24 protein-coding genes and 3 tRNA genes are annotated in these 24,560 nt (G+C 43.2%); 15 read left to right on the forward strand and 12 right to left on the reverse strand.

Annotated elements, in window-relative coordinates; genetic code table 11:
• Nucleotides 1-557: 557 nt before the first annotated feature.
• The 5 genes from S4054249_RS00650 to S4054249_RS00670 all read left to right on the forward strand — a co-directional run bounded on the left by S4054249_RS00650 (nt 558) and on the right by S4054249_RS00670 (nt 5,156).
• The gene (locus S4054249_RS00650; RefSeq protein ID WP_052960986.1) at nt 558-1,271 is read left to right on the forward strand and encodes a beta-ketoacyl synthase chain length factor; all 714 of its coding nucleotides are present in this window, start codon (nt 558-560) and stop codon (nt 1,269-1,271) included.
• Between the two features lie 219 nt (nt 1,272-1,490).
• Nucleotides 1,491-1,757 (forward strand): phosphopantetheine-binding protein, encoded by a 267-nt coding sequence (locus tag S4054249_RS00655; protein WP_046356436.1) that lies wholly within the window; start codon nt 1,491-1,493, stop codon nt 1,755-1,757.
• 650 nt (nt 1,758-2,407) lie between these two features.
• Complete coding sequence (locus S4054249_RS00660) at nt 2,408-2,854, forward strand: acyl-CoA thioesterase (protein WP_046356437.1); 447 nt, start codon at nt 2,408-2,410, stop codon at nt 2,852-2,854.
• A gap of 111 nt (nt 2,855-2,965) precedes the next feature.
• A complete protein-coding gene (locus S4054249_RS00665; RefSeq protein WP_046356438.1) occupies nt 2,966-4,150 on the forward strand; it encodes a beta-ketoacyl-ACP synthase in 1,185 nt (394 codons plus the stop codon).
• Nucleotides 4,151-4,358: 208 nt separating this feature from the next.
• Nucleotides 4,359-5,156, forward strand: a complete 798-nt coding sequence (locus S4054249_RS00670) for a VOC family protein (protein ID WP_046356439.1) — start codon at nt 4,359-4,361, stop codon at nt 5,154-5,156.
• Here the strand turns inward: S4054249_RS00670 and S4054249_RS00675 are convergent.
• On the reverse strand, nt 5,146-5,892 hold the full coding sequence (locus S4054249_RS00675) for a hypothetical protein (protein ID WP_052960987.1): 747 nt from the start codon (nt 5,890-5,892) through the stop codon (nt 5,146-5,148). The genes S4054249_RS00670 and S4054249_RS00675 overlap by 11 nt on opposite strands.
• A 142-nt stretch (nt 5,893-6,034) precedes the next feature.
• On the opposite strand from S4054249_RS00675, the gene S4054249_RS00680 reads away from it, so the two are divergent.
• The 3 genes from S4054249_RS00680 to S4054249_RS00690 all read left to right on the forward strand — a co-directional run bounded on the left by S4054249_RS00680 (nt 6,035) and on the right by S4054249_RS00690 (nt 9,558).
• Nucleotides 6,035-6,700, forward strand: coding sequence for an SDR family oxidoreductase (locus tag S4054249_RS00680; protein ID WP_046356440.1), 666 nt, complete (start codon nt 6,035-6,037; stop codon nt 6,698-6,700).
• Between the two features lie 106 nt (nt 6,701-6,806).
• Nucleotides 6,807-7,205 carry a hypothetical protein gene (locus tag S4054249_RS00685; protein ID WP_046356441.1) on the forward strand — a complete coding sequence of 133 codons (399 nt, stop codon included), beginning with the start codon at nt 6,807-6,809 and terminating at the stop codon, nt 7,203-7,205.
• Nucleotides 7,206-7,221: 16 nt separating this feature from the next.
• Nucleotides 7,222-9,558 carry a fatty acid cis/trans isomerase gene (locus tag S4054249_RS00690; protein ID WP_046356442.1) on the forward strand — a complete coding sequence of 779 codons (2,337 nt, stop codon included), beginning with the start codon at nt 7,222-7,224 and terminating at the stop codon, nt 9,556-9,558.
• Between the two features lie 48 nt (nt 9,559-9,606).
• Here the strand turns inward: S4054249_RS00690 and S4054249_RS00695 are convergent, their stop codons facing one another.
• Nucleotides 9,607-10,233, reverse strand: coding sequence for a peroxiredoxin-like family protein (locus S4054249_RS00695; protein ID WP_046356443.1), 627 nt, complete (start codon nt 10,231-10,233; stop codon nt 9,607-9,609).
• 119 nt (nt 10,234-10,352) lie between these two features.
• Between S4054249_RS00695 and S4054249_RS00700 the strand changes: the two genes are divergently transcribed.
• Complete coding sequence (locus S4054249_RS00700; RefSeq protein WP_046356444.1) at nt 10,353-10,973, forward strand: dUTP diphosphatase; 621 nt, start codon at nt 10,353-10,355, stop codon at nt 10,971-10,973.
• A 1-nt stretch (nt 10,974) separates the two neighbouring features.
• Here the strand turns inward: S4054249_RS00700 and yrfG are convergent, their stop codons facing one another.
• The gene (yrfG, locus tag S4054249_RS00705) at nt 10,975-11,646 is read right to left on the reverse strand and encodes a GMP/IMP nucleotidase (protein ID WP_046356445.1); all 672 of its coding nucleotides are present in this window, start codon (nt 11,644-11,646) and stop codon (nt 10,975-10,977) included.
• Nucleotides 11,647-11,706: 60 nt separating this feature from the next.
• On the opposite strand from yrfG, the gene nudE reads away from it, so the two are divergent.
• The 5 genes from nudE (at nt 11,707) to S4054249_RS00730 (ending at nt 13,633) form a co-directional block, all read left to right on the forward strand.
• On the forward strand, nt 11,707-12,270 hold the full coding sequence (nudE, locus tag S4054249_RS00710) for an ADP compounds hydrolase NudE (RefSeq protein WP_046356446.1): 564 nt from the start codon (nt 11,707-11,709) through the stop codon (nt 12,268-12,270).
• Nucleotide 12,271: 1 nt separating this feature from the next.
• The gene (cysQ, locus tag S4054249_RS00715; RefSeq protein WP_046356447.1) at nt 12,272-13,063 is read left to right on the forward strand and encodes a 3'(2'),5'-bisphosphate nucleotidase CysQ; all 792 of its coding nucleotides are present in this window, start codon (nt 12,272-12,274) and stop codon (nt 13,061-13,063) included.
• Nucleotides 13,064-13,313: 250 nt separating this feature from the next.
• A tRNA-Met gene (locus S4054249_RS00720) sits at nt 13,314-13,390 on the forward strand.
• Nucleotides 13,391-13,434: 44 nt separating this feature from the next.
• A tRNA-Met gene (locus S4054249_RS00725) sits at nt 13,435-13,511 on the forward strand.
• 45 nt (nt 13,512-13,556) lie between these two features.
• Nucleotides 13,557-13,633 (forward strand) — tRNA-Met (locus S4054249_RS00730).
• 500 nt (nt 13,634-14,133) lie between these two features.
• Here S4054249_RS00730 and S4054249_RS00735 read toward each other — a convergent pair.
• The 7 genes from S4054249_RS00735 to S4054249_RS00760 all read right to left on the reverse strand — a co-directional run bounded on the left by S4054249_RS00735 (nt 14,134) and on the right by S4054249_RS00760 (nt 22,891).
• Nucleotides 14,134-16,779, reverse strand: coding sequence for an Ig-like domain-containing protein (locus S4054249_RS00735; protein WP_046354332.1), 2,646 nt, complete (start codon nt 16,777-16,779; stop codon nt 14,134-14,136).
• A 780-nt stretch (nt 16,780-17,559) separates the two neighbouring features.
• Nucleotides 17,560-18,744, reverse strand: a complete 1,185-nt coding sequence (locus tag S4054249_RS00740; protein WP_046357829.1) for a dipeptidase — start codon at nt 18,742-18,744, stop codon at nt 17,560-17,562.
• An 85-nt stretch (nt 18,745-18,829) separates the two neighbouring features.
• On the reverse strand, nt 18,830-19,087 hold the full coding sequence (locus S4054249_RS00745) for a YheU family protein (protein WP_046357830.1): 258 nt from the start codon (nt 19,085-19,087) through the stop codon (nt 18,830-18,832).
• 10 nt (nt 19,088-19,097) lie between these two features.
• Nucleotides 19,098-20,078: a hydrolase gene (locus S4054249_RS00750; protein WP_046357831.1), complete on the reverse strand. Its 981-nt coding sequence runs from the start codon at nt 20,076-20,078 to the stop codon at nt 19,098-19,100.
• A 187-nt stretch (nt 20,079-20,265) separates the two neighbouring features.
• Complete coding sequence (locus tag S4054249_RS26445; RefSeq protein ID WP_167354824.1) at nt 20,266-20,406, reverse strand: hypothetical protein; 141 nt, start codon at nt 20,404-20,406, stop codon at nt 20,266-20,268.
• A 119-nt stretch (nt 20,407-20,525) separates the two neighbouring features.
• The gene (locus S4054249_RS00755; RefSeq protein WP_046357832.1) at nt 20,526-20,975 is read right to left on the reverse strand and encodes a TIGR02444 family protein; all 450 of its coding nucleotides are present in this window, start codon (nt 20,973-20,975) and stop codon (nt 20,526-20,528) included.
• Nucleotides 20,969-22,891, reverse strand: a complete 1,923-nt coding sequence (locus tag S4054249_RS00760; protein ID WP_046357833.1) for an ATP-binding cassette domain-containing protein — start codon at nt 22,889-22,891, stop codon at nt 20,969-20,971. The genes S4054249_RS00755 and S4054249_RS00760 overlap by 7 nt, the downstream gene beginning before the upstream one ends.
• Before the next feature lie 122 nt (nt 22,892-23,013).
• Here S4054249_RS00760 and S4054249_RS00765 point away from each other — a divergent pair, with 122 nt between their 5' ends.
• Nucleotides 23,014-23,214: a YheV family putative zinc ribbon protein gene (locus S4054249_RS00765; protein WP_023401300.1), complete on the forward strand. Its 201-nt coding sequence runs from the start codon at nt 23,014-23,016 to the stop codon at nt 23,212-23,214.
• 36 nt (nt 23,215-23,250) lie between these two features.
• Here the strand turns inward: S4054249_RS00765 and S4054249_RS00770 are convergent, their stop codons facing one another.
• Nucleotides 23,251-23,463, reverse strand: coding sequence for a SlyX family protein (locus tag S4054249_RS00770; protein ID WP_046357834.1), 213 nt, complete (start codon nt 23,461-23,463; stop codon nt 23,251-23,253).
• On the reverse strand, nt 23,463-24,461 hold the full coding sequence (locus S4054249_RS00775; RefSeq protein WP_046357835.1) for a WD40 repeat domain-containing protein: 999 nt from the start codon (nt 24,459-24,461) through the stop codon (nt 23,463-23,465). The genes S4054249_RS00770 and S4054249_RS00775 overlap by 1 nt, the downstream gene beginning before the upstream one ends.
• Nucleotides 24,462-24,560 lie beyond the last annotated feature (99 nt).

Genomic DNA, 24,560 nt, shown 5'->3' on the forward strand with positions numbered 1-24,560 from the left:
TCACTTCACCTTGCGCGAAAAGAGTGTCAGCGCTTCGCGCTGTGTCACAAACCTTTCGCACGATATTCACCTTGCGTAAAAAAGAGCGAGTTCACTTCGTTCACCGTCGCTAGCCTTTTACACGACGTCATCCTGAACTCGTTTCAGGATCCATGCCTTGCTTGTTTTATCTCAGTTGTATCGTTGATAGAGGTGTATTGATTTTGTTCGGTTAAAACGGCGCATTTCACCTTGCGCGAAAAGAGTGTCAGCGCTTCGCGTTGTGTCACAAACCTTTCGCACGATATTCACCTTGCGCAAAGTAAACGCACTCGCTTCGCTCGGTGTCGTTAATACTTTGTACTAACTTTTATGACAAAAAAATGACCGTGCAACCAATAAAATATATGTTCATTCTTGTTTATTTGGATTAATAAATTCCTTTTTTGGTGTGTTTTTTAACCTTTTTATCCAATTACCCATAGCGAGCACAGATTGATTGAGGTAACATAAATTGGTTAAGGATACCTCGTTTAGAAATATTTAAACTTACTGAACATGTATATGGGAAGCGTCATATGAGATTTGAACTCACGATAGATGACAGTTTTTTTATTAGTTCTACCCAGATAGGGAAAATTGAATTAAAAGATCTGATCAGCAAATTAAAGCCAATACAAAAAAGGCGTCTAAGTAACTTTTCAAAGCTTGCGATTGGCGCTTTATTGAATTTAGATGAGCAGTTGTTAGAAGGTGAAGACTGGGAGTTAGTATTTGCCAGTCGACATGGTGATTTTCACAAAACCAGTGAATTGCTTACGAGTTTAGCGCTTAAAGAAAGCCTCTCACCTTCTGGATTTAGCTTATCTGTGCACAATGCTGTGGCAGGTATGTACTCAATATTTATGCAAAAGAAAGTACCTATTACCTCTATTGCTGCGGGTAAAGATGGCCTATTTGCAGCACTGACTGATGCATATATTCGTTTATCTAGTAAGCAAGCGAGCAAAGTGGTTGTTGTATTAGTTGACCAAAGCCTACCCGAACAGTTCCTGCAATTTAGTGATGAGCAGCAAAGTGATTATGCGTTAGCTATGGTGTTATCGAAAGCTGAGGATGCGCATACCTCTCACCCGCATACCTTGAGCTTTACTCGTGCTGAGTTTAATGCCGCCAGCAATAGTGATAGCCCAGCAATCCCAATCGAATTTGCCAAATGGTTGGACACATCAAAGACCCAGTTACATTTATCTGGTCAAAAGCAAAGCTGGACTGTGGAGCGATTGAATTAATAGGTGCTGCAGACAAATCGCTATGCACTGGCAATTGTTCCAAATTTAGTAAAATTAAAGTGAGTTAACAAAAAAACAGTGATAGTATCCCAATTGGGAACCTTTGATTAACCTTTTGTTAAACATTGGTCTGGGTTCTATGTCTTGAATATGGTCATACTCCTTGACGCATTAGCTTATGCGTGAGTTTAGAGGGGTATCAAAAGGAGTTAAACAAAAATGGCACATACTGAACTGCGTTTGGAAATTAAACAGCTAATTATTAATAGCCTAGATCTCGAAGACATTTCACCGGAGGAGATCGTAGATGATGAGCCTCTATTTCATGATGGCCTTGGTTTGGATAGCATTGATGCGCTTGAGCTTGGGCTGGCAATTAAAAAGCAATATGGTGTAAAAATTGACGCTAATAGTGAGGGCACGAAGCAGCATTTCTCATCTGTAACTAGTTTATGTGCATTTATTGTTAGCCATGAGCCTGCGTAGAGCCCGCTTTGTAGGGCAACATTTAATTGACTGTGAATTGCACTAAATTCTACCCAAAAAGCAAAGAGGGTTTTTGCGCATATGTGCGGTAGTGGCTGTCACAAAGCTATCAATACTGAAAGTAAAAACAAGAATTAAAATATCTTATTTATTCATTGTTATATTGATTGTGTGTACTCACTTTTTAGGCTGTTCTGGATCAAAGCAGAGCCGCATGACAGCGGTATTTAGTATGTTTATTTAATGGTGTGAACAGCAATATGAGTGGTCAGTATGTTGTATACAATAAATCGTTTAATCACCATTAAATAAAGGTTTAAGTTCAATCATCTATGCATAAATCAATTCTTGGTGTACCTCACACTTTTGCGGTGATGGATCACAAAAGTATTGAATCGCATTATGAGACGTTTTGGTCTGGCTGAGCAGAATATCGAACACAATATTAGACAGATACGCGCATAAAACGCCATGCAAGAAATGGGCATATGCATTGGACAAAACACCCCCGTCGCGATGTGGTGCCCGTAATTGCCAGGGTGATGTTTGATGAGATTAATGCGCTTTTTCTCTGATGGAAGAAGGCAGACCACTGAAGTAAGTATTGAGAGAAACTTAAGCAGCTATTCTAACTCGAAGATGGAGATGATATGAGGAAGCAAAAGCCGTTGCTTGAAGCCTGTGTAGAAATTGAAATTCCTTTTCATGATTGTGATCCCATGAATGTTGTATGGCACGGTAATTATGCGCGCTATTTTGAAGTGGCACGTTGCAAGTTATTGAGTACGTATGAATGTGGCTATGACAACATGGAAAAAATTGGCTATGTGTGGCCTATTATCGATATGCATACACGTTTTGTTGGTTCATGTGTGTTTGGTCAAAAAATCAATGTCTGTGCACAGTTATTGGAGTATGAAGATCGGCTAAAAATTGCATATGTGATCACTGATATGGAAACCGGCAAGAAGTTAACAACTGGTGTAACAACACAAGTGGCGGTAGCAATGGTCAGCCAGTCCATGCAGTTTACGACCCCACAGCCTCTAGTTGATAGGTTGCGAGCTGCGATAGAGGAGGCCAGTTTGCCAAGTTAGGGCGGCATGTGGATGTGATGAACAAAGTTTTGGCCTGATAAAGCGCATCATAGTGGCACAGATGCGTTGTGATTGGAGCTTACTGACAGAAAAATAAAATTGAGTGGAGTTATGGCGACATTTTTAAATGATTTTGGGGTGGTATGTGCACTTGGCAATAATAAAAACGAAGTTAAGCACGCTTTTCACCATCCAGAAGTCGAGTACCAAAGTTTAGATCATGAGTTACATTTAGAAGGCCAGCCTATTTACGTTGGCAAAGTGAATGGTGAGCTGCCTGATATGTCTTCATTTCCTTCGTATCAGCGAACTCGTAACAACGCGTTGGCGTTGATGGCGGTAAAACAGCTAGAGCCAACACTGTCTTCTATGTTGGCGGGTGTGGACAAACAGCGTGTGGCGGTGATTATTGGCACGACAACGGCAGGTGTAGGCACTGCCGAGCATGCTGTTGCGCACTATATGGAAAACGATGCTTTCCCTGATGGGTATGGTCATCAATGCCAGGAATTGATTGCTCCCGCTGAGTTTCTCGCAGAGTACCTTGGGGTAAATGGGCCAACTTATACGATTTCTACCGCATGCAGCTCGAGCACTAAAGTTATTATGACTGCACATATGCTGCTCGACACAGATATGGCAGATGTTGTTTTATGTGGGGGAGTGGACTCATTGTGTCAGTTAATTGTGAATGGTTTTGACGCGTTAGATTCAACATCACAAAGTTTATGTGAGCCTTTTAGTGCCAGTCGTGATGGGATTAACCTTGGTGAGGCGGCGGCGTTATTTGTGATGTCAAAACAAGTAGGTCCGGTGGCGCTGTTGGGGGTGGGTGAAACATCCGATGCGTATCATATCTCTGCGCCGGACCCAAGTGGAGATGGGGCCATTCGCGCAATCAATATCGCGCTTGAGATGGCAACATTGGTGCCCAGTGATATAGATTATATTAACCTGCATGGCACGGGTACTAAGAAAAATGACGAAATGGAGTCACGCGCAGTGTATACGATATTTTCTGACTCTGTGCCTTGTAGCTCTACCAAGCGTTTAACAGGTCATACACTAGGCGCTGCAGGCGCGTTGGAATTGGGGTTTTGCTGGTTGCATCTAACCGAACCTGACATGCCGTTGCCAGCACATAAAATGACAAAACCACGTGATGAATCTTTACTCCCTATTCAATTGGTTGAATCTGTCACCAAGCAAACTTCACGTATTTGCTTGAGTAACTCTTTTGCTTTTGGTGGTAACAACATCAGTGTGGTTATCGGAAAAGCGGATAAAGCGATATAACGAGACGATGGCACGGAGCAGAGTTGATTGGCCACGGATGATCTGCTCAGAATAAGGTCGTTCAGTTTGAAGGCGGGACTAATTTGATGTCGCCCCCTCAAACTTACTAGGCAATTATACAATGAGGCTGAGTGGCTCAACATCATGATTGCGAATGACAAAAAACCTGCTTAACTGTACATATAAATACCAGATAGGAATTGGGCATATGGCAGTAATTGAACGAAGTCAGGTAGGCGCATTTTGTTGGTCCGAACTCTGCAGCGCTGATTGGGCGGCTGGCAAAGCATTTTATACTCAGCTGTTTGATTGGCAAAGTGTTGATCAGCCGATAGGCGAAGGTTGCTTTTATACCATGTTGCAAAAGCATGGTTCAGACATTGCCGCGATGTATCAGATGATGCCAGAACAACAGGCAGCAGAAATCCCCAGCCATTGGCTTGGGTATATTGCGGTTGATAACGTCGATGAGATGGCAGAGCGTGCGCAAGCATTAGGTGCTGAGATCATTGCTGGTCCCCATGATGTACCTGAAGCGGGCCGAATGGTGATGTTACATGAACCTGGTGGGGCGCATTTTGCGCTTTGGCAGGCAGGAGCACACACCGGCACTCAAAGAGAGTTAGAAGCAAACGTACCGTATTGGTATGAACTGGCAAGTCAGAATAGTGCAAAAAGTGAAGCGTTTTATTGTAATTTACTCGGTTGGCAAGCTGATCATCAAGCGATGGAGAACATGGATTACGTGGTATTCAGTTATCAAGGTAAACCTGTTGCAGGCATGCTGGAAATGACAGATGAATGGCAGGGGCTCCCTCCACATTGGATGCTTTACTTTGCGGTGCTGGATTGTGACAAGTTAGCTGAAAAAGCAACCTCGTTGGGCGGCGAGGTCTGTGTCCCGCCAACGGATATTCCACAGGTTGGACGTTTTGCGGTGATAACCGACCCGCAAGGAGCAGTATTTTCCATTATGGCCTCTGCGATGGATGAAATCACAAGCTAGCCGGAACATGGTTTGAAAGCTTGATAATTTCACCATCGCAATCGGCAAACCCATTGTTGATGCGATCAATGAAAGCGGCAAATTCGCCGCTTTTCATCATACCTTGAATGATACTATCTAGCTTTGGCACCAATGCCTGATGTTTTTTGTGGATATAGTGGCGTATCACAATGCCCTTGGCCGGTAAAATACGCATGTAAATTTTGTTGAGCCCAGAGTTACATAAAGAGCCAATACTAAAGTGATCGGTTGCAAGCAATTGGTCACTGTGATGCCGTGTTAATGCCTGAAATGCCGACACATTGTTTTTAACACCATGGCAAGTGAGCTTGGTACGTCGACAAAAACTGGTGGTGATCAAGCTACCTTCAATGGTAATGATGTCGCTGTCATTATTAATGTGGCACAGCTCTGGCTTTAAGCAAAATACCGCAAGGCGTACAGTAGCTAAGGGGGTTGGAATAGCAATAAGTTGAGTATATGCGCTCATTTCATTTGCGGCACGTCCAGCCTCTGCGTCAAAGCGGCCACTGTCGACCCATTGTAATCCACGCTGTGTTGGTAAGTAGTGAAAGCTCGGTTGGATATCCAGCGGGCCATAAATGCGTGTGAAGATATCCTCGATTTGCTCTTTGGCTAAATGGAATGATAAACCTTCACTGATATTGATGTTGAACTCTTTGGCGAGTGGTTGATTGCATACCCACAGTAACATCAATGCAATTAAGCGATACACAGTTCTTCCTAATCTTTGCTGCTTGGTTTAAGCCTAGCAGAAGTCTTCAATTGCAGGCAGTTTGCGTGTAATTATTCTCTTGAATCCCACTGTGTTTGCCCCAACAATTAAGGTAAATCGTAATCTAAGCTTAGAGGGAAGCATGACCAAACACGTAGTGATCACTGGGGCAAATAGAGGCATTGGGCTGGAGTTTTGTCGTCAATATACGGCGCTTGGCTATCAAGTTACAGCAGTAGTGAGACGTTCATCAGCAGAGCTTGATGCATTAAACGTAGACGTGATTGATAATATTGACGTGAGTTTAGAGCAAGATGTTGTGCGCTTGGCTGAATTATTGGCGTCTAAGGCCATTGACATACTCATTAATAATGCCGGTATTTTTAGTAACGAAAGCCTTACTGATATGGACTTTTCTAGGGTAGAAGCGCAAATCGCTGTTAATGCAGTGGCACCATTGCGTGTGACACATGCGCTGCAGCCTCAATTATCAAACGGCTCAAAAGTGGCCATGATCACCAGTCGTATGGGCTCCATTGAAGACAATGGATCCGGTGCTTATATTGGCTATCGAATGTCTAAAGCGGCGCTGAATGCGGCAGGGGTGAGTTTAGCGCATGAACTCAAACCTAAAGGTGTTGCTGTTGCTTTGCTTCACCCTGGGTTTGTTCAAACGCAAATGGTCAATTTTGCGGGTGACATTTCAGCACAAGAATCAGCACAGCGATTGATCTCACGCATCGATGAGCTGAACTTATCTAACACGGGTTCTTTCTGGCACTCAAATGGCGAATTATTGCCTTGGTAATTGGCTTTTAAGTTAAAGGGCTAATATATTTGGCCCTTTGTGTGTTAAGCGGGGCTGCTTTGGTGAACTATGCTACAATTGCAAAAAAATCATCTCAGAGACCCGTATGGAACTGCAACAAAATACGCCTTTAACTCTCCCTCTCTTTCAATTAAATGAACACCTTGAATCTCGCGATATTGAGTCACCCGATATGCAATTGTCGGTTAACTTAACGGAGGATTTACTGGCTAATTTATGCCAAAACCCAGCGCCAGAGCAAAATATGAGTATTCCCATTGAGCACTATGAACTAACTGATATCGAAGCCAGCTATACTGCTGTGCTGAGTGAAGGTCATCAGGTTCAGTTGATCTTAAATCATGGGCCGGTACTCAGTGCTGTATTAAGCCCTGCGGGAGAAGACATGTTATTTGTTTCCCCGCCTGTGGACATGATGCCTACGTTCGATTTAGGCCTTGATGATGACGAAGATGAACACGAAGACGAAACTCAAAATACGTAGTTGAAGAGGTAGATACATGCTGCAAAAGCGCATTATTTGGTTAGCGAGTGCTCTGTTTGTGCTCAGTGGCTGTGCGGTACTGGGAGTCAGTCATTATGATGACTTATTTGGACCAGAGCAGCCGCGCCAACGTTTGGTTGAATACCGCCAAGGTGGTGCGCAGTATTTGCAGCAGGTAAAACCTATCTTAGACAATCGCTGTGTGGTGTGTCACGGGTGTTATGATGCGCCTTGTCAGCTGAAACTGAGTTCGCCGCAAGGGATTGAGCGTGGACTCAGTAAAGAGTTGGTATATGACGGTACACGTATTTTAGCGACACCACCAACGCGCTTATTATTTGATGCGACGACCACAGCGCAGTGGCGAGATAAAGGGTTTACCCCAGTATTAAATGAGCGTGTGCAAACCCCTTATGCTAATTTACAAGGGAGTGTGATGTATCACAGCTTGCTGCTGAAGCAGCGCACCGCATTCCCACAGCAAACGGTGTTGGGTGAAGAGTATGACTTTGCGTTGGACAGGCAGCAAACTTGCCCGACGATGGATGAGTACGACAGCTATGCGAAGGATAATCCGCATGCAGGTATGCCTTATGGATTGCCAGCATTGACTACGAAAGAGTATGCACAGCTGCAAAATTGGTTAGAGCAAGGCGCCTTAATGAGTGAGGCCCCTGCCCCTGCTGAACCCGTTATTGCACAGGTCAATAAATGGGAAGCTTTTTTAAATCAATCGGGCAATAAACATCAGTTGGCTGCACGTTATATTTATGAGCACTGGTATCTGGCCAATATTTATTTTCGCGATCATAGTCAAACGGACTTCTTTAAATTAGTGAGGTCTAAAACCCCGCCAGGAGAGCCGATAGAGTTAATCGCGACGGTTCGGCCATTTGACGACCCTAAGGTGTCACGAGTTTATTATCGTCTACTGCATGAACGCAGCACGATATTATCAAAAACACATCTGCCGTTGGCACTCAGTGATAAAAAAATGGCGCGTTTGTATGGGCAATTTATTGGCAGTGATTATCAAGTATTGGAGTTGCCCGGTTATGCGCCCAAATTGGCCGCAAACCCATTTAAGACATTTGCAGCCATACCGGTTAAGTCGCGCTATCAATTTATGCTGGATGAAGCTGAGCTAATCGTAAAAGGTTTCATTAAAGGCCCTGTATGTAGGGGGCAAATCGCCCTTAACGTGATTAATGACCATTTCTGGGTAACCTTTGTTGACCCTGAGAAAAATGCATCGCCTGCCGTAGAAGCACTCTTGATGGCTCATGATGATGACTTGTTGTTGCCAGCGGCTGAGCAAAGTAATGCCTTGCCGCTATCGAGCTGGGCAAAATACGCCAAACATCAAAGCGATTACCTAGAAGCAAAAACGCGCTTGTCGGAAGAGATATTTAACCAAGGTGGTAAGTTAGACTTAAACTTAATCTGGCAAGGAGATGGTCATAACCCCAATGCGGCTTTGACTATTTTCCGTCATTTTAACAGTGCAACCGTGGTTAAAGGGCTTGTGGGGCAGCAGCCAAAAACCGCATGGGTATTAGACTATGCGCTGTTTGAACGCATTCATTATTTGCTGGTGGCTGGGTTTGACGTATATGGCAATATAGGCCATCAATTAATAACGCGATTATATATGGACTTTTTGCGCTTAGAAGGTGAGCAGAACTTTTTGAACTTACTGCCGCAAAGCCACCGCCAAACTATTAAGCAACACTGGTATCGAAACTCTCATTTGAGCTTAAGCGAATTTATTAATCGCAAGAGCTTATTGGGCGCGCCGAGTCATATTCAGTATCATAGTCAAGACCCACAGCGTGAGCTCTATGACAAATTGACAGCATACTTAAGGCCTGTGTTGCATACGGAATATGATTACACGTCAGTCCCAGATACGCTAAAAACACTGAATCATTTACCCATCGAAGCCATCAATACATTACCGCAAGTAACGTTTATTTTGGCGAATGACGAGTTGGGTGAACTCAAGGGCTATACCTTGCTGCGCCACAATGCCCACTTTAATATTTCATCTTTACTGAATGAAGCAGGCCAACGAGCTTATAAAGAGGACTATGTGACAGTGTTACCTGGCTTTGTTGGAGATTATCCTGAAGCCATATGGCACCTGCCAAATCAAGCGCATATTGCAGCGTTTAGTGATGGCTTAAAGCAGGTCTCGGATGAAGCGAGTTATCAGGCGTTAAAAGCGCAGTTTGGGATCAGACGCACGCATCCTCAGTTTTGGCAATATAGTGACTTATTGCATCAGATTGCGCAGCAGGCGCGAGGTGTAGAGTTTGGTCTATTTGATTACAACCGATTAGAGAATCGATAAATAAAAAAGTGGTGACAGCTGCTCAGCTGGCACCACTTCCAGCCTCTTTTAAAGTTTACTTGCCGCTGTTGCAGCAGCGAGTAGCACTTGCTCATCCAAACGCACTTTGTAATTCGGATTAGCGTATTGGAACTGAATTAAGCCTTTTTTATCGATAACAAAGACTGCAGGTACAGGTAGTGCAACACGGTCCTTCCCATCAAGGTCAACAAAGTTTACGCCTAACTTGTTACGATACGCTTTGGCGGTCTTATCATCTAAGTAATACGCCAACCCGAGCGCTTGAGAATAAGCCAGCTCAGCATCAGACAGCAGCATATAATTGGGTGACTCTATGGTGCTTTTAGCAAGGGACTGTGGTGAGTCAGGAGAAATAGCAACTATCTGCACATCTAATTTTGCCAGTTGCGACTCAATTTTTTGGATCCCGTTCAGTTGGCGCACACAGTATGGACACCATCCACCACGATAAACGACCACGAGCGTTGTTTTATTTTGATATAGCTGGGCTAAATCCACCGCTTTACCCTGACTATTTTTTAATGTCATCGCTGGTGCGTCTAATCCCGGCAGCAGCGGCGCCACGGTTTCCTGTGTGTTACTGATATTAGTGATAGTTGCCGCAAATGCGCTTGGTAGCACAGCGAGCAGTAAAGCAAAGAGTAATACTTGCATAAGTTCCTCGATAAAAATGATTGGTCAGTGATATAAGACAGGCAAAGTGACGAAAGGCTTTCGCTCGGGTATGATATTGTGTGTAACTTTTATAATTTATCAGGTCAAAGAGAGCGAATATGTCTGCAAATATCACAAAGCTGGTGGTGATGCTGGAAATGCAAAATGCGATGAATACCAAGGTGCATGAGCAATGGTTTAGTCAGGGTTTTGAATGGTATCGAGCAATTTGGGTCGAGTGTGCAGAAATGCTAGACCACTACGGTTGGAAGTGGTGGAAAAAACAAACGCCAGACACAGAGCAGGTGATTTTAGAGCTGGTAGATATTTTTCATTTTGGTTTATCACTGCGTATTGATGGCGAAACCTCATTTGAAGAGTTGGCAAAGCAGTTAGATAAAGAACTTGCTGCTCCGAACCAAGCTGATGACTTCAAACAAACACTTGAGTTGTTGGCTGCCAGTGCTGTGGCTGACAAAGCATTCAATGCGGCAGCATTTGCAGGATGCATGGCGCAAATTGGTATGAGTATCGATGATTTGTACCGAGGGTATGTGGGTAAAAATACGTTGAACTTCTTCCGTCAAGATCACGGTTACAAAGAAGGTACCTACATCAAAGAGTGGGATGGCAAAGAGGATAATGAGCACTTGGTGGAGATAGTCAAAAGCCTAGACACTGAGCACCCAGACTTTGCGAAGCAAGTATATAGTGGCTTACAGGCACGCTATCCTGCGTAAATTACGTAATGGGTAAGAGTGTACGATAGTCACTGATGGCCATATAGTCAGTGATCTCTTTTGGAGGTTGCTGACTGTCAGGGTTATTGATGGCCAATAAGTGGCCAATGCCATATTTTTTTGCAGCAGCTAATACGCTTAAGCTGTCATCTACAAATAAAGTCCGCGACTTATCAAATCCAAGATCTACCTCAACTTGCTGCCAAAGAGACTGGCTTTCTTTACTGACACCGTATTCATGGGTCGAAATGATCTTGTCCAAGTAGCCATCGAATTGCGTGCCAATGAGCTGGGTGCGCTCTATTTTAAGGCTTAAGCTATCTGGATGGGCATTGGTAAGTAGCACTAATTCTTTACCTGCATCTTTGAGCGCTTGTAAAAAGTCTGGCACATCGTCTCTGAGCGAAATGAGATGCTCTACTTCGCGTTTTAGTTCCATGATAGGTAGCTTAAGTTCTGTTTGCCAGTAATCTAGGCAATACCATTGGATTTGTCCTGTCACGGCTTCATACCTGGCAAGAATATCTGCACGAGCTTGCTCAAGCGTAAGGCCCTGCTTGAGTGCGTGGGCTTGGGGGATGACCTCTAACCAAAAATGGTTATCAAAATGGAGATCTAAAAGTGTGCCGTCCATGTCGAGTAAGACGGTATCGATTTTTGACCAATTTAGCATAGGCTTTTAACTGCAAAGGCTTTATGATTAGGTTACCCACATCATAGCAAATAAAAGTTTATGTCACAGAAAAAGCATCCATGTCCGCCGGAAATTATATCATCTGACGTAGTTGCATCGAGTCGATTATTTAGTGTTGAATCTTTATCCTTACAATTTTCAAACGGTGAACGAAGGCAATATGAACGGATTAAAGGCGGTGGTCGTGGTGCGGTAATGATTGTGCCAATAACGGCTGAAAATGAACTATTATTAGTGAGAGAATACTGTGCAGGCACACATGACTATCAACTGGGTTTCCCCAAAGGGCTTATTGACCCTGGAGAGACGCCGGTTGAAGCGGGTAACAGAGAGTTAAAAGAAGAGGTTGGTTTTGGCGCAAATGAATTTGTCGACCTAAAAACGGTTTCTTTAGCCCCCAGCTATTTCAAAGCACAAATGCATATTTTATTTGCAAAAGATTTATACCCAGAGCAATTAGAAGGGGATGAGCCAGAGCCGCTAGTTGTGGTGAAGTGGCCTCTGGATGATTGGCAATCTTTACTGGATCAAAGTGACTTTACCGAAGCGCGAAGTGTGGCTGCACTGTTGTTACTACAGCAGTATTTATTGAAGGAGGTTTAAATTGCAAACCTACTTAGAACCTTGTATTGAGCTTGCGCAATTGGCAGGTCAAGCCATTATGGCGATTTATCAGCAAGATGATATCGGTCAGCAGGAAAAGTCAGATCATACACCAGTGACAGCCGCTGATTTAGCGGCCAATGAGGTATTATTGAATGGCTTGAAGTCCCTCGCGCCTGATATTCCAGTGATGTCTGAAGAAACACCTATTCCGCCGCTTGAGCAGCGACAAGATTGGCAGCGTTATTGGCTTCTGGATCCGATGGATGGGACCGGTGAGTTTATTTTGCAAAGTGGTGACTTTGCGGTCAATATTGCGTTGATTGAGGGGAATCAGCCAGTGCTTGGGGTAATCCATTGGCCAGCTAAAAATGTTACCTATTTTGCGACTAAAGGGGCGGGGGCGTATAAGCGATCAGGTGCGACCGATGAGCAAATATTTGTAGCGTCGCCTGATACGTTGACGCTTGCTGTGAGCCGCAGACAAAAAATTGAGGCGGTGAGTCAGTACCTAAACAGTCAGTTTGATACGATTGCACTGGGCTCTTGCTCATTAAAAGCTTGTATTATCGCTGAAGGTAAAGCGGATTGCTTTTTACGTGTCGGTCCAACTGGTGAGTGGGATACGGGCGCCTCTCAAGTGATTGTAGAAGAAGCGGGTGGGTGTATTACGGATGCACAATTTAATCCGTTAACTTACAACCAACGCGAAACGACCGAAAACCCTGACTTTATCGTTATGGGTCACCCTGATTGGCAATTTCAGAAGTTGATCAGTCCTCATCAGAGGTAAATGGTGATGTTCTGACTGCGTATTTTTGTCATGTTAGGCTGGTAAAATACGCGGTTAGCACGGTACGCTTTTTACTTAAATACGTGCTTTTATAAAGAAAAACACAGTTTTGCCGTATTTTTGTTCATTTGAACAATTATTTTCTGTCAAATCCTTGCAATAAAAATAAATTTAGATATTATAGCGACCTCTTTAAGGAAGAGCCTAAAAGCACTTACTTAAAGAAGCATCTCTTATTGATGCATACAGGCGCGGGATGGAGCAGCCTGGTAGCTCGTCGGGCTCATAACCCGAAGGTCGTCGGTTCAAATCCGGCTCCCGCAACCAACTTCTTGGTTAAGAAAGAAGTAAAACAAACTTAACATTACAGGCGCGGGATGGAGCAGCCTGGTAGCTCGTCGGGCTCATAACCCGAAGGTCGTCGGTTCAAATCCGGCTCCCGCAACCAACTTCTTAAGTTAAGAAAGAAGTAAAACAAACTTAACAATACAGGCGCGGGATGGAGCAGCCTGGTAGCTCGTCGGGCTCATAACCCGAAGGTCGTCGGTTCAAATCCGGCTCCCGCAACCAATCCCTGTATATTGAAAAATATTCTCTCTTTAGAATATAATTCCTTATTTAATCTTTATTTTTCTGATTGCTTTTTCACACTACCAATTTTTAAGCTTCCGCTTTGAGCCCTTTTGCTTGGCCATGTTGCTATGGATCTAAATTAAATATTACTGAACACAATATTATATTATGCTACTGATGACGTCATAATTTTAGAAGTTGTTATATCCGTGCTTTTCAGTTTTAGCAAGGCCGTCTTGATTTGTGGAGCCGAGACTATTCCAGCAATACTTGTATAGTTTATTTGGGGTAATTTAACTCAACATAAGGGCAATGTAGCTGGGTAGTAATCATATTAGCAGGAAAAATGCTGGGACCACTTGTTTTGCCCCAGCATCGAAATGTGAATAGGTTTTTTAACCGTCTAGAATCAGCTACTTTAAACCAAGCCCCTGAGTATGGAAGTTACGTGAGTGTGTATTTCTAGCATTTATGCTAAACACAATCGTACTTAGTCACTAATGAACTGAGCAATACCTTCGTCTGGCACCGCTTATCAACAATATACATAAACTAAATAGAGAGAAGCTACCACCGCCGCTGTCAGCATTGTTACTAGCCTGGGTTGCTGCAGATTTCTCAATAGTCATTACATTGATTGTTTTTGATGCTTTAGCACCAGTCTCATCTGTCACCGTGACCACAAATTTATCTGCTCCTAAACTGCTAACATTCGCAGTATACGTCAACACGCCTTGAGCATTTATTGTCGCGGTGCCATTCGTTGCTTGCTCAGTAATTTCAAACTGCAGTTTACCGCCATCAACATTAACAACATCAAGGGTCGAAGAGTGGCTTTCACCGCTGATCACTGATATGTTCTCAGCGTCACCTTTAAAAGAAGGTGCGTCGTACACTGGCAGTATATTGACGACCAAACTGAAATAACTCGCACCGCCATATGCATCCTGAATTAATAGCTTCACATTGTCTGTGCCATTTTGGTTTGCCGCACCTTCATACAATAGTGTGTTGTTGTCTTGAATAGAAACACGGCCCTTTTCTGGTCCAACAGCAATACTGAAATTCACCGCGTCGTTTTCAGCATCTGCAGGGGAGAGCGCGACCGTATTTTGATCATCTTCCTCTAATTCAATTTGTAGGTCTTTTTGCGTGGGTGCATAGTTAATATTGACTCGATCAATACGACCAGCGCTACGATAGGAGACTGTATATATTTCTTTGCCAACGCCATTGCCGATCCCATTGGTAGTAATTTGATTGTTTTCATTTATTTGAATCGGCTCTTCAGGGTTAGATATATCAAATATAAGGCTTTTATCATCAAAAATCGCGATCAATAAATCGTTATAAATGTATGGAAAGGCATTTCTTGTCTCTGAATTGATAGAGACACTATTTTTTTTAACTGGTTTATTTGGTTCGCTAATATCAAATAAGAGCAGCGCCTGAGAACCAAATACATAAAGAGTATTTCCTGATACAGCAACTTGGCCTGCATAGAAGTATTCGTGCTCGATACTGCTGAGTTTCGTCACTGTCGATAAATCTGAAATGTCATAAATAATAATCTCAGGCGAACTTCTAAAGAAGTCGTCGTACCTAGTGATAAAAAGTAAGTTATTTGCAACTGTTATATAGCCATCTCGAAAGTCTAAATCTAATTGCGATAGAATATTCTTGTCTTCGTCAATAAAGCTCAGGGTATTGAATGCATGTGCGACAAAGCCATTGTTGGTTTTCACTATACGACCATCTGTACCATGGCTACCTAAACTGCCATGTTTTATACCGACATTAAGTTGCTTTTTTAAGTCTTCAGCTAGGTGAGACTCCAGTTGTGCCCCTGCGTTAATGAGGATTTCATCACCGACCCACTCAACACCTTGAATGTTGTTGACTGTGTGATAAGTTGACTCTAATTTTGCTGGCTTTGATGCATCTGTTCGCCAAAAGTGCAAATTGCTCTGAAATGAAGACGCTGCAAGCTCATTCTCGTATATTGCAATATCGCTTACTTGGCCGGACTGATTAAAGGTATGTACGCTTTTTATGGTATTATCTGAGTTAACCTGAAAAGCCTCGATTCCCATGGACTCTTTTGTTACTAGCAACATATCACCGGACAAGATCGCATCTTCTAAAAAACCTTTTGTGAATAGTTGAGATTTGCGCATCACGGTTTCGTTATTAATGTCATAAACATCTATCGAGCCAAATGTCCCAACGGCAAAGAGTTGGTTGCCTTTGAATTCGAAATGAGTATAACCGCTGCTCTGTTCATTGTCGTAGATTACCGTTAACGTATTATCTTGGATACGCGCAACTTGGAAGCCCCAGTAGTGATAAGATAAGAACCATAAATTTCCAGAGACTTGAGCGCTATGATAAGCGGATTTTGCGTTAGTTAATTTTAACTCAACGACTTGCCCAAATGCACCATCGTCAGTGAGTGGTAATTTATATAAACCGGCGCCTATCTCATCTTGATTACTGGTTAGATATAAAGAGTGATTATCATAAGAAACACTGAATTTATCATTGTAACGAGGTTCATATGGACGGATGCCAAACTCTAAGCTTTCTTTTTGTTCTAATTTACCACTTTCGTCGAGTAACAAGTGCGTTGCGACTAGGCTATCGAGTGTTTCTATTAAATATAAATTATTGTTGTGACCAGCGATCAGTTCTCCATCTGCAATATATGCGCTGATGTACAGCTCATCTAAGATGTTTAACCGGCCATCAACGATTGATGCTGAAAAAATATGATGACCATCGAAACTGGAGGCTAGGATCACCCAAAGTCCATTTTGATTTTCTATGTTCTTTATTTGAACTGGAGTACCCGCTTTTTGTTTACTCGTTAATTTAGTTTGGCTGATCAGTTCGAATCCATCATTACCGTATTTTAGAATATCAAGATTAGCACTGACCCAGGGCGAACCAGATTCCAATTTCCCAGATACAAGAATATATCCATCGTGATAGGCCATTTTGTTATAGGGATCAGAACCTAATGACTCTTTAAGCACCAGTGAAACGGGTTTTTCTTGTGCATGAGAGTGGAATACTGCAAAAAGCAGCATTGATACAGTTACTAATTTTTTTGTTAAACAGGAAATCAGACTGGGCATCTGCATACTACTTCCTTTAATTGTTGTATGAAGAAAAATAATTACATCACCGCAATTCGGGTTAACGTCATCGCTACATTGGCGCGTGCATAATAACCCAAAAAAGGTATTTGTAAATAAAGTACATAATTATTATGCTGAATTATGAAATTAAAAGATGGCTATAGAAGCAAGGGATTTGGATAAAAATTATTTTAAACTGCTGAATAATATATTTAATTTAACAATTTAAAAAAGAAAGACAAACAGGCTTGGTATGCAGTAAGGCTTGGTATGCAGTAAGGTTTGGTATGCAGTAAGGCTTGGTATGCAGTAAGGCTTGGTATGCAGTAAGGCTTGGTATGCAGTAAGGCTTGGTATGCAGTAAGGCTTGGTATGCAGTAAGGCTTGGTATGCAGTAAGGCTTGGTATGCAGTAAGGCTTGGTATGCAGTAAGGCTTGGTATGCAGTAAGGCTTGGTATGCAGTAAGGCTTGGTATGCAGTAAGGCTTGGTATGCAGTAAGGTTTGGTATGCAGTAAGGTTTGGTATGCAGTAAGGCTTGGTATGCAGTAAGGCTTAGTATGCAGTAAGGCTTGGTATGCAGTAAGGCTTGGTATGCGTTGCGTAGCTGACCGTATTAATGGCTATGTTGTGAAAAGTGATCATCACCGATTATATATTTCAACTTGGATGGTGGTGAGTTTATAAATATTTATGTGCTTGAAAAATTATGGGCCGACATGTAGCAATGATGGGGTAGTTCAGCAAAAACGTCAGGCAGGCGCATAAGCCCGCCCGATTTAACTTAAAACTGTGCAGAGAAAGCTTCAGCTTGTTTCCATACTCTAAGCGTATTACCACCTAAAATTAGTTTAATATCTTTTTCGCTATAGCCACGATCTAATAATCCTTGTACCAGATTAGGATAGGTTGACACATCTTTTAGGCCGACCGGCAAAGAATCACCAACGCCATCGTAATCGGAGCCAATACCAACGTGTTCAATACCAATCAGCTTTACCACGTGATCAATATGATCCAATACCTGCTCGAGCGTTGCAAATGGGAATGGATTACGTGCTAAGTAAGCCGCACGAAAGTCTGTCTTTATGGCACCACGACTGGTTGCTTCTTGCTCTGCTTCACTGCGCTTGTCATACCAAGTGCGTGATGCTGACGTGACAAAACTCGAACCAAAGTTGATTTGAATGACACCTCCATTTTTTTTCAAAGCCAATAACATGTCATCATCCATGTTACGCTCAAAACCTGGCGTGTACTTTCTCAATGATGAATGCGATGCAATGACAGGGACTTTTGAGAGTGCCATGACTTGATAAAAGGCTTTGTCAGAAATGTGTGATACATCTATCAACATGCCAATTTTATTCATTTCGACAACCAGCTCTTTGCCAAATGGACTTAAGCCTTTCCATTTCCTGCGCAGGTCATAAGAAGAGTCAGAAATATGGTTACTTTGAGAGTGCGCCAAGGTGATATAGCGGACGCCTCTGTCAAAGAAGTGCTTTAAGTTTTTAAGGTCTCCCTCAATGGGTGAGCCGTTTTCCATCCCCATAGCAATAGACATTAAGCCCTTATCAAATTGTGCTTCAATATCTTTGGTGTTGTGGGCAATGGCAAATTTATGAGGTGCACGGTGCGCCAATGCTTCCATGCCGTCAATGAGCTGATTGGCCAACTGAAAGCTTTTGCCCTTACCTTCAAACTCCAAACTGGCTGGAATGTAAATAGACATAAAAGGTGCGTTGAGGCCGCCCTGCATCGCTCGTGGGTAGTCAAAATCTCCCTCCTGCGTTGCTTTGGAGACATCGTCCCACTGCATGTTAATTCGATAAGGAACATCAATATGGGTGTCGATGAGCAGGTTTTCTTGCGCCAAGCGAATGGCACGTTCGGATGCGGTGTATTCTTTTGCATAGACAGTGGAGGTTGCCAGTGCCAGAACACAAAGAGCTGAGCTGAACTTCATGTTTGCGCCTTTATTATGATTGTGAAGTTTGATTGTAACAACTAATTCTAAAGGCTCAATATGTGACGGTCTTTTAATCGCTTAATTAGTCGTAGGTTGGCTCAGAAGTATAATCTTGGCTTTGCATTGCGTGAAACTGAGCTTTGCTGACGATGTTGACTGATTCATGTAGCTCAGAGAAGACAATGAGCGCTTCGCCACTTTGCAATTGCGCCTTAACTTGTGCCACTTTTTGCTCTGTTGTGATTTCACTATCACCATAGTCAGTGCCTTCACGTAATACGTAATGTTCAATTAGGCTTTCTAGTGTTTCAGGCGCAATTTGTTGATAAGGAATGAGCATACTAATACCGCTATTTAATAAGTGAATGAATATATTCTGGTACGACTTTTTCTAACCAATAAATGGGTTTTAATGGGTTATTACCCGCAATAAAGCCCACGTGTCCCCCTTTAGATGAAACTGCGAGTTTAACCTTGGGACTGGTTTGTTTTGCAAGCGGGATTGCTTGCGTTGACAGCATGGGGTCATCTTCAGCATGGATCAGTAAAGTCGGGGTTTCTATCAAGCTTAAATATGGCTGAGAGCTAGCTTGTGCATAATAGTCTTCAGCGCCCTTAAAACCATGTAGAGGAGCAGTGACTCGATCGTCGAACTGCCATAAATCATTAATTTGTGACAGCTCACTGGCACTGATATCGATGGTATTTTTTATTTGGTCTAATTTGCGTGTAAATGAGTGCTTCATTCTATCTAATAAATACTTTTGATAGAGCTTGAAGCAACTTTTTCTGATCACCTGACATGATGATGACAAATGATAAGGTGCTGAAATCACCGCAGCACCGGCTAAGCGACTTGCTTGTCCTTTTTCACCTAAATACTTAGCTAAAACATTACCGCCCAGAGAGAAACCGACTGCGAAGAGCGCTCTGCCGGGGAAACGTTCGCTCAAAGTCTTAATTAGAAAGCTTAAATCCTGTGTTTCACCACTGTGGTAAGCACGAGGTTGCTTATTGACGTCTTTTGAGCAGTTACGAAAATGCATTAATACTGCATCTAAACCTGAACGTGTGAGTGCGCGCAACATACCTTTGGCATAAAAGCTATTTATATTGCCTTCTAAGCCATGTAAGACAACCACTAATGGTGCGTGTGCATTGCCATTATTGGCCCATGCTAATTCCAAAAAATCATCATCAGGGGTAGTAAGATGCTCAAAGTTGACATCTGCTTTTAATCTTGGACGAAAAGCGCGGGGAAGTATGGTTTGAACATGCCTATTGCGCATCCACCAAGCGGGCTTAAAGTTTAAATCAAGCTGCTTTGACATAGGTAGGTGACATTCTCTTGTGACGGTAAACACTCACAGTGTACCAAAGCTGTTGCCAAATGAGTATGTATGTCTGCGTTAGATATAAAAAGCACCCGATCAGCGAAGCTGATAAGGTGCTTTGTGCGTCGTGCTTAATTCTGAAACGGGAACTAAATTTGCTTAACGTTAGTCTGGTGACAGTGTCTTACTCTGGTATTTCAGCTTCATTCACTTTTTTCACAAAGTAGTAGACATAGTAGATACACAGCGCGATAACTACCCCAAGTATGCCGAATGATAGATACAGTACTGGGTCGGAAAAGAAATCTCTAAAGAATACGTTCATGGCTGTGACTCCTCAATTTGTCGATGAGTACATAGTAGATGAGCCATGCTAAAGAGGTTATGATCGAGATCAAGTTTATTATTTAGCCGATATCTACTTCAAGTAGCGCTTGATCTTGATCATGTTTTTGCGTACGCAAACCTATCAGCCAAAGGCTTTGGCAAGTATAGAGTGAGGTTATTGGCGCTTTGCATATCATGTTTGAGGCACAAGTGATTGGCGGTTTCAATGAGCAAATATTGCTGCAGCTTTTCTAGCTCCAACTCAGTGGCGAGCAAACTTTTTCTAAGCGATGGATAGTCTGGGTATGTGTGGTGCTGTGACTTAACTTGTTGCCGTGTTGCACGATAAGGCTGCAATATGGTTTTGTCAGCGTGTTCGACACACCTCATTAACGATTGGAGTTGCTGGGTATTTAGCTGTATCGAGAGTGTGCTTAAATAGTCTAGGAATAGACAGAGATTGACGTTTTTGCCATGCAGGTCCTGGCACTCTAAGAGTACCTGTTGGACCTGCTCACTGCGGTATACATCGCAGGCATATTGCCAAAAGTGTTCACGACTCAGCATATTTCGCCAGTGCTCGCGAAGTGTGCTTCTTTTTCTTCAAGCTCCTCGAGTGTCATTAGTAACGCCTCTTCTGTGTCATTGAGTTCAGGTGTCAGGGCGGCTTGCTTGGCCAGTAGCTCACTGAGTTTGGCTTTGTTTTCTGCCTCATACAAGCTGTTATCAGCAAGTTGAGACTCAATATCAGCCAATGCTGTGGTGAGTTTATCCAATTGCTTTTCAAGTTTGTCTATGGATTTCTTCAGTGGTTGAACTGATTTTCTGAACTCAGCCTCAAGGCGCTTTTGTTCTTTACGATTAACGCTAGAGTGCGCTTTGTCTTCTACTTGAGGTTTTTGCTTCGCCTCTTTATTGGCATTGAGTAGCCATTGGTAGTATTCATCCAAATCGTAGCCGAATGCCGAGACAGTCCCATTATCTACCAAGTAATACTCATCGGCGGTATTTTTTAGCATGTGGCGGTCGTGCGATACTGTGACCATGGCACCTTCAAAGCCTTGCAGGGCCATCACTAAAGCGTGGCGCATTTCTAAATCCAAGTGGTTAGTAGGCTCATCCAGCAGTAATAGGTTAGGGGATTGATATACTAACATGGCCAGCACAAGTCGCGCTTTTTCTCCCCCTGAAAACGGTGCGACGGGGTCAAGTGCTTTATCTCCATGAAATGCAAAACCACCGAGGAAATCTCGTAATGATTGCTCAGTAGCTTGCGGATCTAGGCGTTGTAAGTGAGTGACTGCACTGGCATTTAAATCGAGTGATTCTAATTGGTGCTGAGCAAAGTAGCCGACTTTTAAGCCTTGGTGCTGGAAAACTTCGCCTGCTTGAGGGCTTATATCTCCGGCCAGCAGTTTAATTAAAGTAGATTTACCTGCCCCATTTCTACCCAGTAATGCAATACGGCTACCTGGGACAAGATTAAGTTTAATTTGGTGTAGTATCGTAATGTCACCATAGCCAGCTTGAGCTTGATCTAGTGTCATTAACGGGTTAGGGATGTTTTCAGGGTTGGCAAACTCAAAGCTGAATGGCGAGTCGGCATGCGCAGGCGCTAGCTTCTCCATGCGTTCAAGTGCTTTAACACGACTTTGAGCCTGTTTGGCTTTACTGGCTTTGGCTTTAAATCGAGTTATAAACTGCTCAAGGTGTGCAATGGTTTCTTGCTGTTTTTCATACATGGCTTGTTGCTGAGCCATGCGTTCGGCTTTTTGGCGCTCGAACTGTGAGTAGTGGCCTTTATAAACATTAATGCACTGTTGATCTATGTGCCAGATTTGGTCAACCACCGCATCTAAAAATTCTCTATCGTGGGAAATTAATACCAGCGTACCTTGGTAAGCTTTTAAGAAGCGCTCTAACCAGTAAACGGCATCCAAATCTAGGTGGTTGGTCGGTTCATCGAGTAGCAATAAATCAGCATCCCTGATCAAAGCTTGTGCTAAGTTTAAGCGCATTCGCCATCCGCCTGAAAATTCACTCACGGCATAGTCTAGTTGTTCATTACTAAACCCTAATCCGTGGAGTAGTTCGCCTGCTTTCGCTTCGATACTATAGCCGCCGACTAGTTCCAGTTGCTGATGGATTTTAGCTTGCTTATCACCGTCACCCTGTGCTTCGGCTTGTTGCAGTGCTGAACGCAGTTCATAGTATTGCGGATGCCCTTGCAGGACATATTCCATCGCCGAAATGGCCAATGCGGGCGTTTCTTGTTTAACTGAGGCAATAGACCAATCTTTTGGCATTAAAAAGTTACCAGCGTCGGCATGTAGCTGTGACTTGAGCAATGCAAACAATGACGATTTGCCGCAGCCATTGGCACCGACTAAACCGACTTTATGTTGCGCAAACAACGTCGCGCTGGCATTTTTCAATAGCGTTTTTCCGCCTCGTAACAGTTCAATATCAGAAAGTTGGATCATAATAAGCTCAATTCAAAATCACTGTGTGAATGATAACATGGATCTATATCTAAGGAACAAGCGTATAAAAGCATCCTAACTTAAGTTAAAATGGCCTTTCACAGAGTAGGTGGGGTTGTATTGTGAGAACAAAAAAACGTTTTATTGCGGGCGCATCTTGCCCAGCTTGTAACAAAATGGATGTCATGATGCTGTATAAAGAACATGATGTTGAAAAGGTAGAGTGCGTGGCATGTGGCCACTCAATGACTCAACCAGAAGAAGCGGTGCAGGCGTCAACACGTCAGTTTGAGCAAGTGATTGGTGTATTTAAACCGCAATAAACCGATGCGCCAAAGCGCATCATAGGGTTTTTGTGATCAGTAATGAGGTGGTGGTGGCTCCTGCTCAATTGGCATCATGCCATCGTCTTTGCCTTCTTTTATCTTTTCTGCCAATAATCTAATTTGGTGCTGCATGGTTGCCAGCCTTGCTTGATGAACTCTCATTTCATCATTTAATGTCTCGATGGTGTCTTCTTGAAACGCGACCTTTGCTTCAAGTTCGATTACGCGACTTTCTAACTCTGTCATTACTCTATTACTCTTTCGAACTGCTCCATCAAACCACTTGAGCTTTCAGTGACCAAAATGCCATCGCGTTTTGCAAATGCAACATCGAAAACCACAGCTGATTTTGGTCGACTTCCTTCACGCGGTTTGACACGCCAAGTTTTTAGCTTAGTACCATCGCTCACTTGCCAGAGGGTAAGTTGACGATTGGGGGATCCTGTTGCGAGCAGGTTACCTTGCTGGTTGAAACGCACGGCACTAAATATTTTCTGCCTTGCAATATACTGTAATTGTGCCACTAGGTCACCTGAAGTAAGCTGCCAAATACTGGCTTTTTTCATACTATCCGCTGTAAAGGCATAACGCCCTTCAGGATCTAAGGCGACTTTGGTGACCCGACTGGGGTGATTAAAACGATGTATCACTTGGCCTGTTCTGGTATCCCAAAAGTAGGCGCTATAGTCGTTTGCACCGGTTAAAGCAAAGTGGCCATTGGGTGAAAGTGCGATACTATTAATTTTTTCTTGATGTCCAAGGAACTCTATGCGCCTTCCACTATCTAAGTCGAGATGCACAACGACATTGTCACTGCGTCCATACAGGACATATCGGCCGTTGTTGCTGACAGCGATATCACGAATGGTACCTGTATCTATTTGATAGTAACCAATGTTTTTACCATCGGAGATCTGCCACAAGGCAAACCGATCGCTGGCAGCAGTGACTGCGGTAGAGTTATCGTGTGAAATGGCCAGCGAGTGAATGAGATCATCAGGTTGCTCTGAATGAGACCACTGGTATTTAAGTCCGTGGGTGGTGTTATCCCATAAAACCGCGCCATGCTCGACCGATGACACTAAACTGTAACGACCATCGTGTGAAATAGCCGCTGCAAACGCGCCACGTGCTGCATGTTCCACTGTTAGTAGCGCTTTGGAGCTTTCAGAAGAGCAACCAGAGAGCATCAGCGCTGACAAGCAAACGAAGAGTTGAGTGTACAATTTAAAAAATTTGGCCATAAATTCGGTATTTCCCCTTAACTCTATGATTTGCAGCGAGTAGACTAGTGGTAAAATTGATTGGGCCACATAACTGATATTAGCGTATTCGCTAAAGTA

The sequence above is a fragment of the Pseudoalteromonas luteoviolacea genome (genome assembly GCF_001750165.1).
GTDB lineage: Bacteria > Pseudomonadota > Gammaproteobacteria > Enterobacterales > Alteromonadaceae > Pseudoalteromonas > Pseudoalteromonas luteoviolacea_G.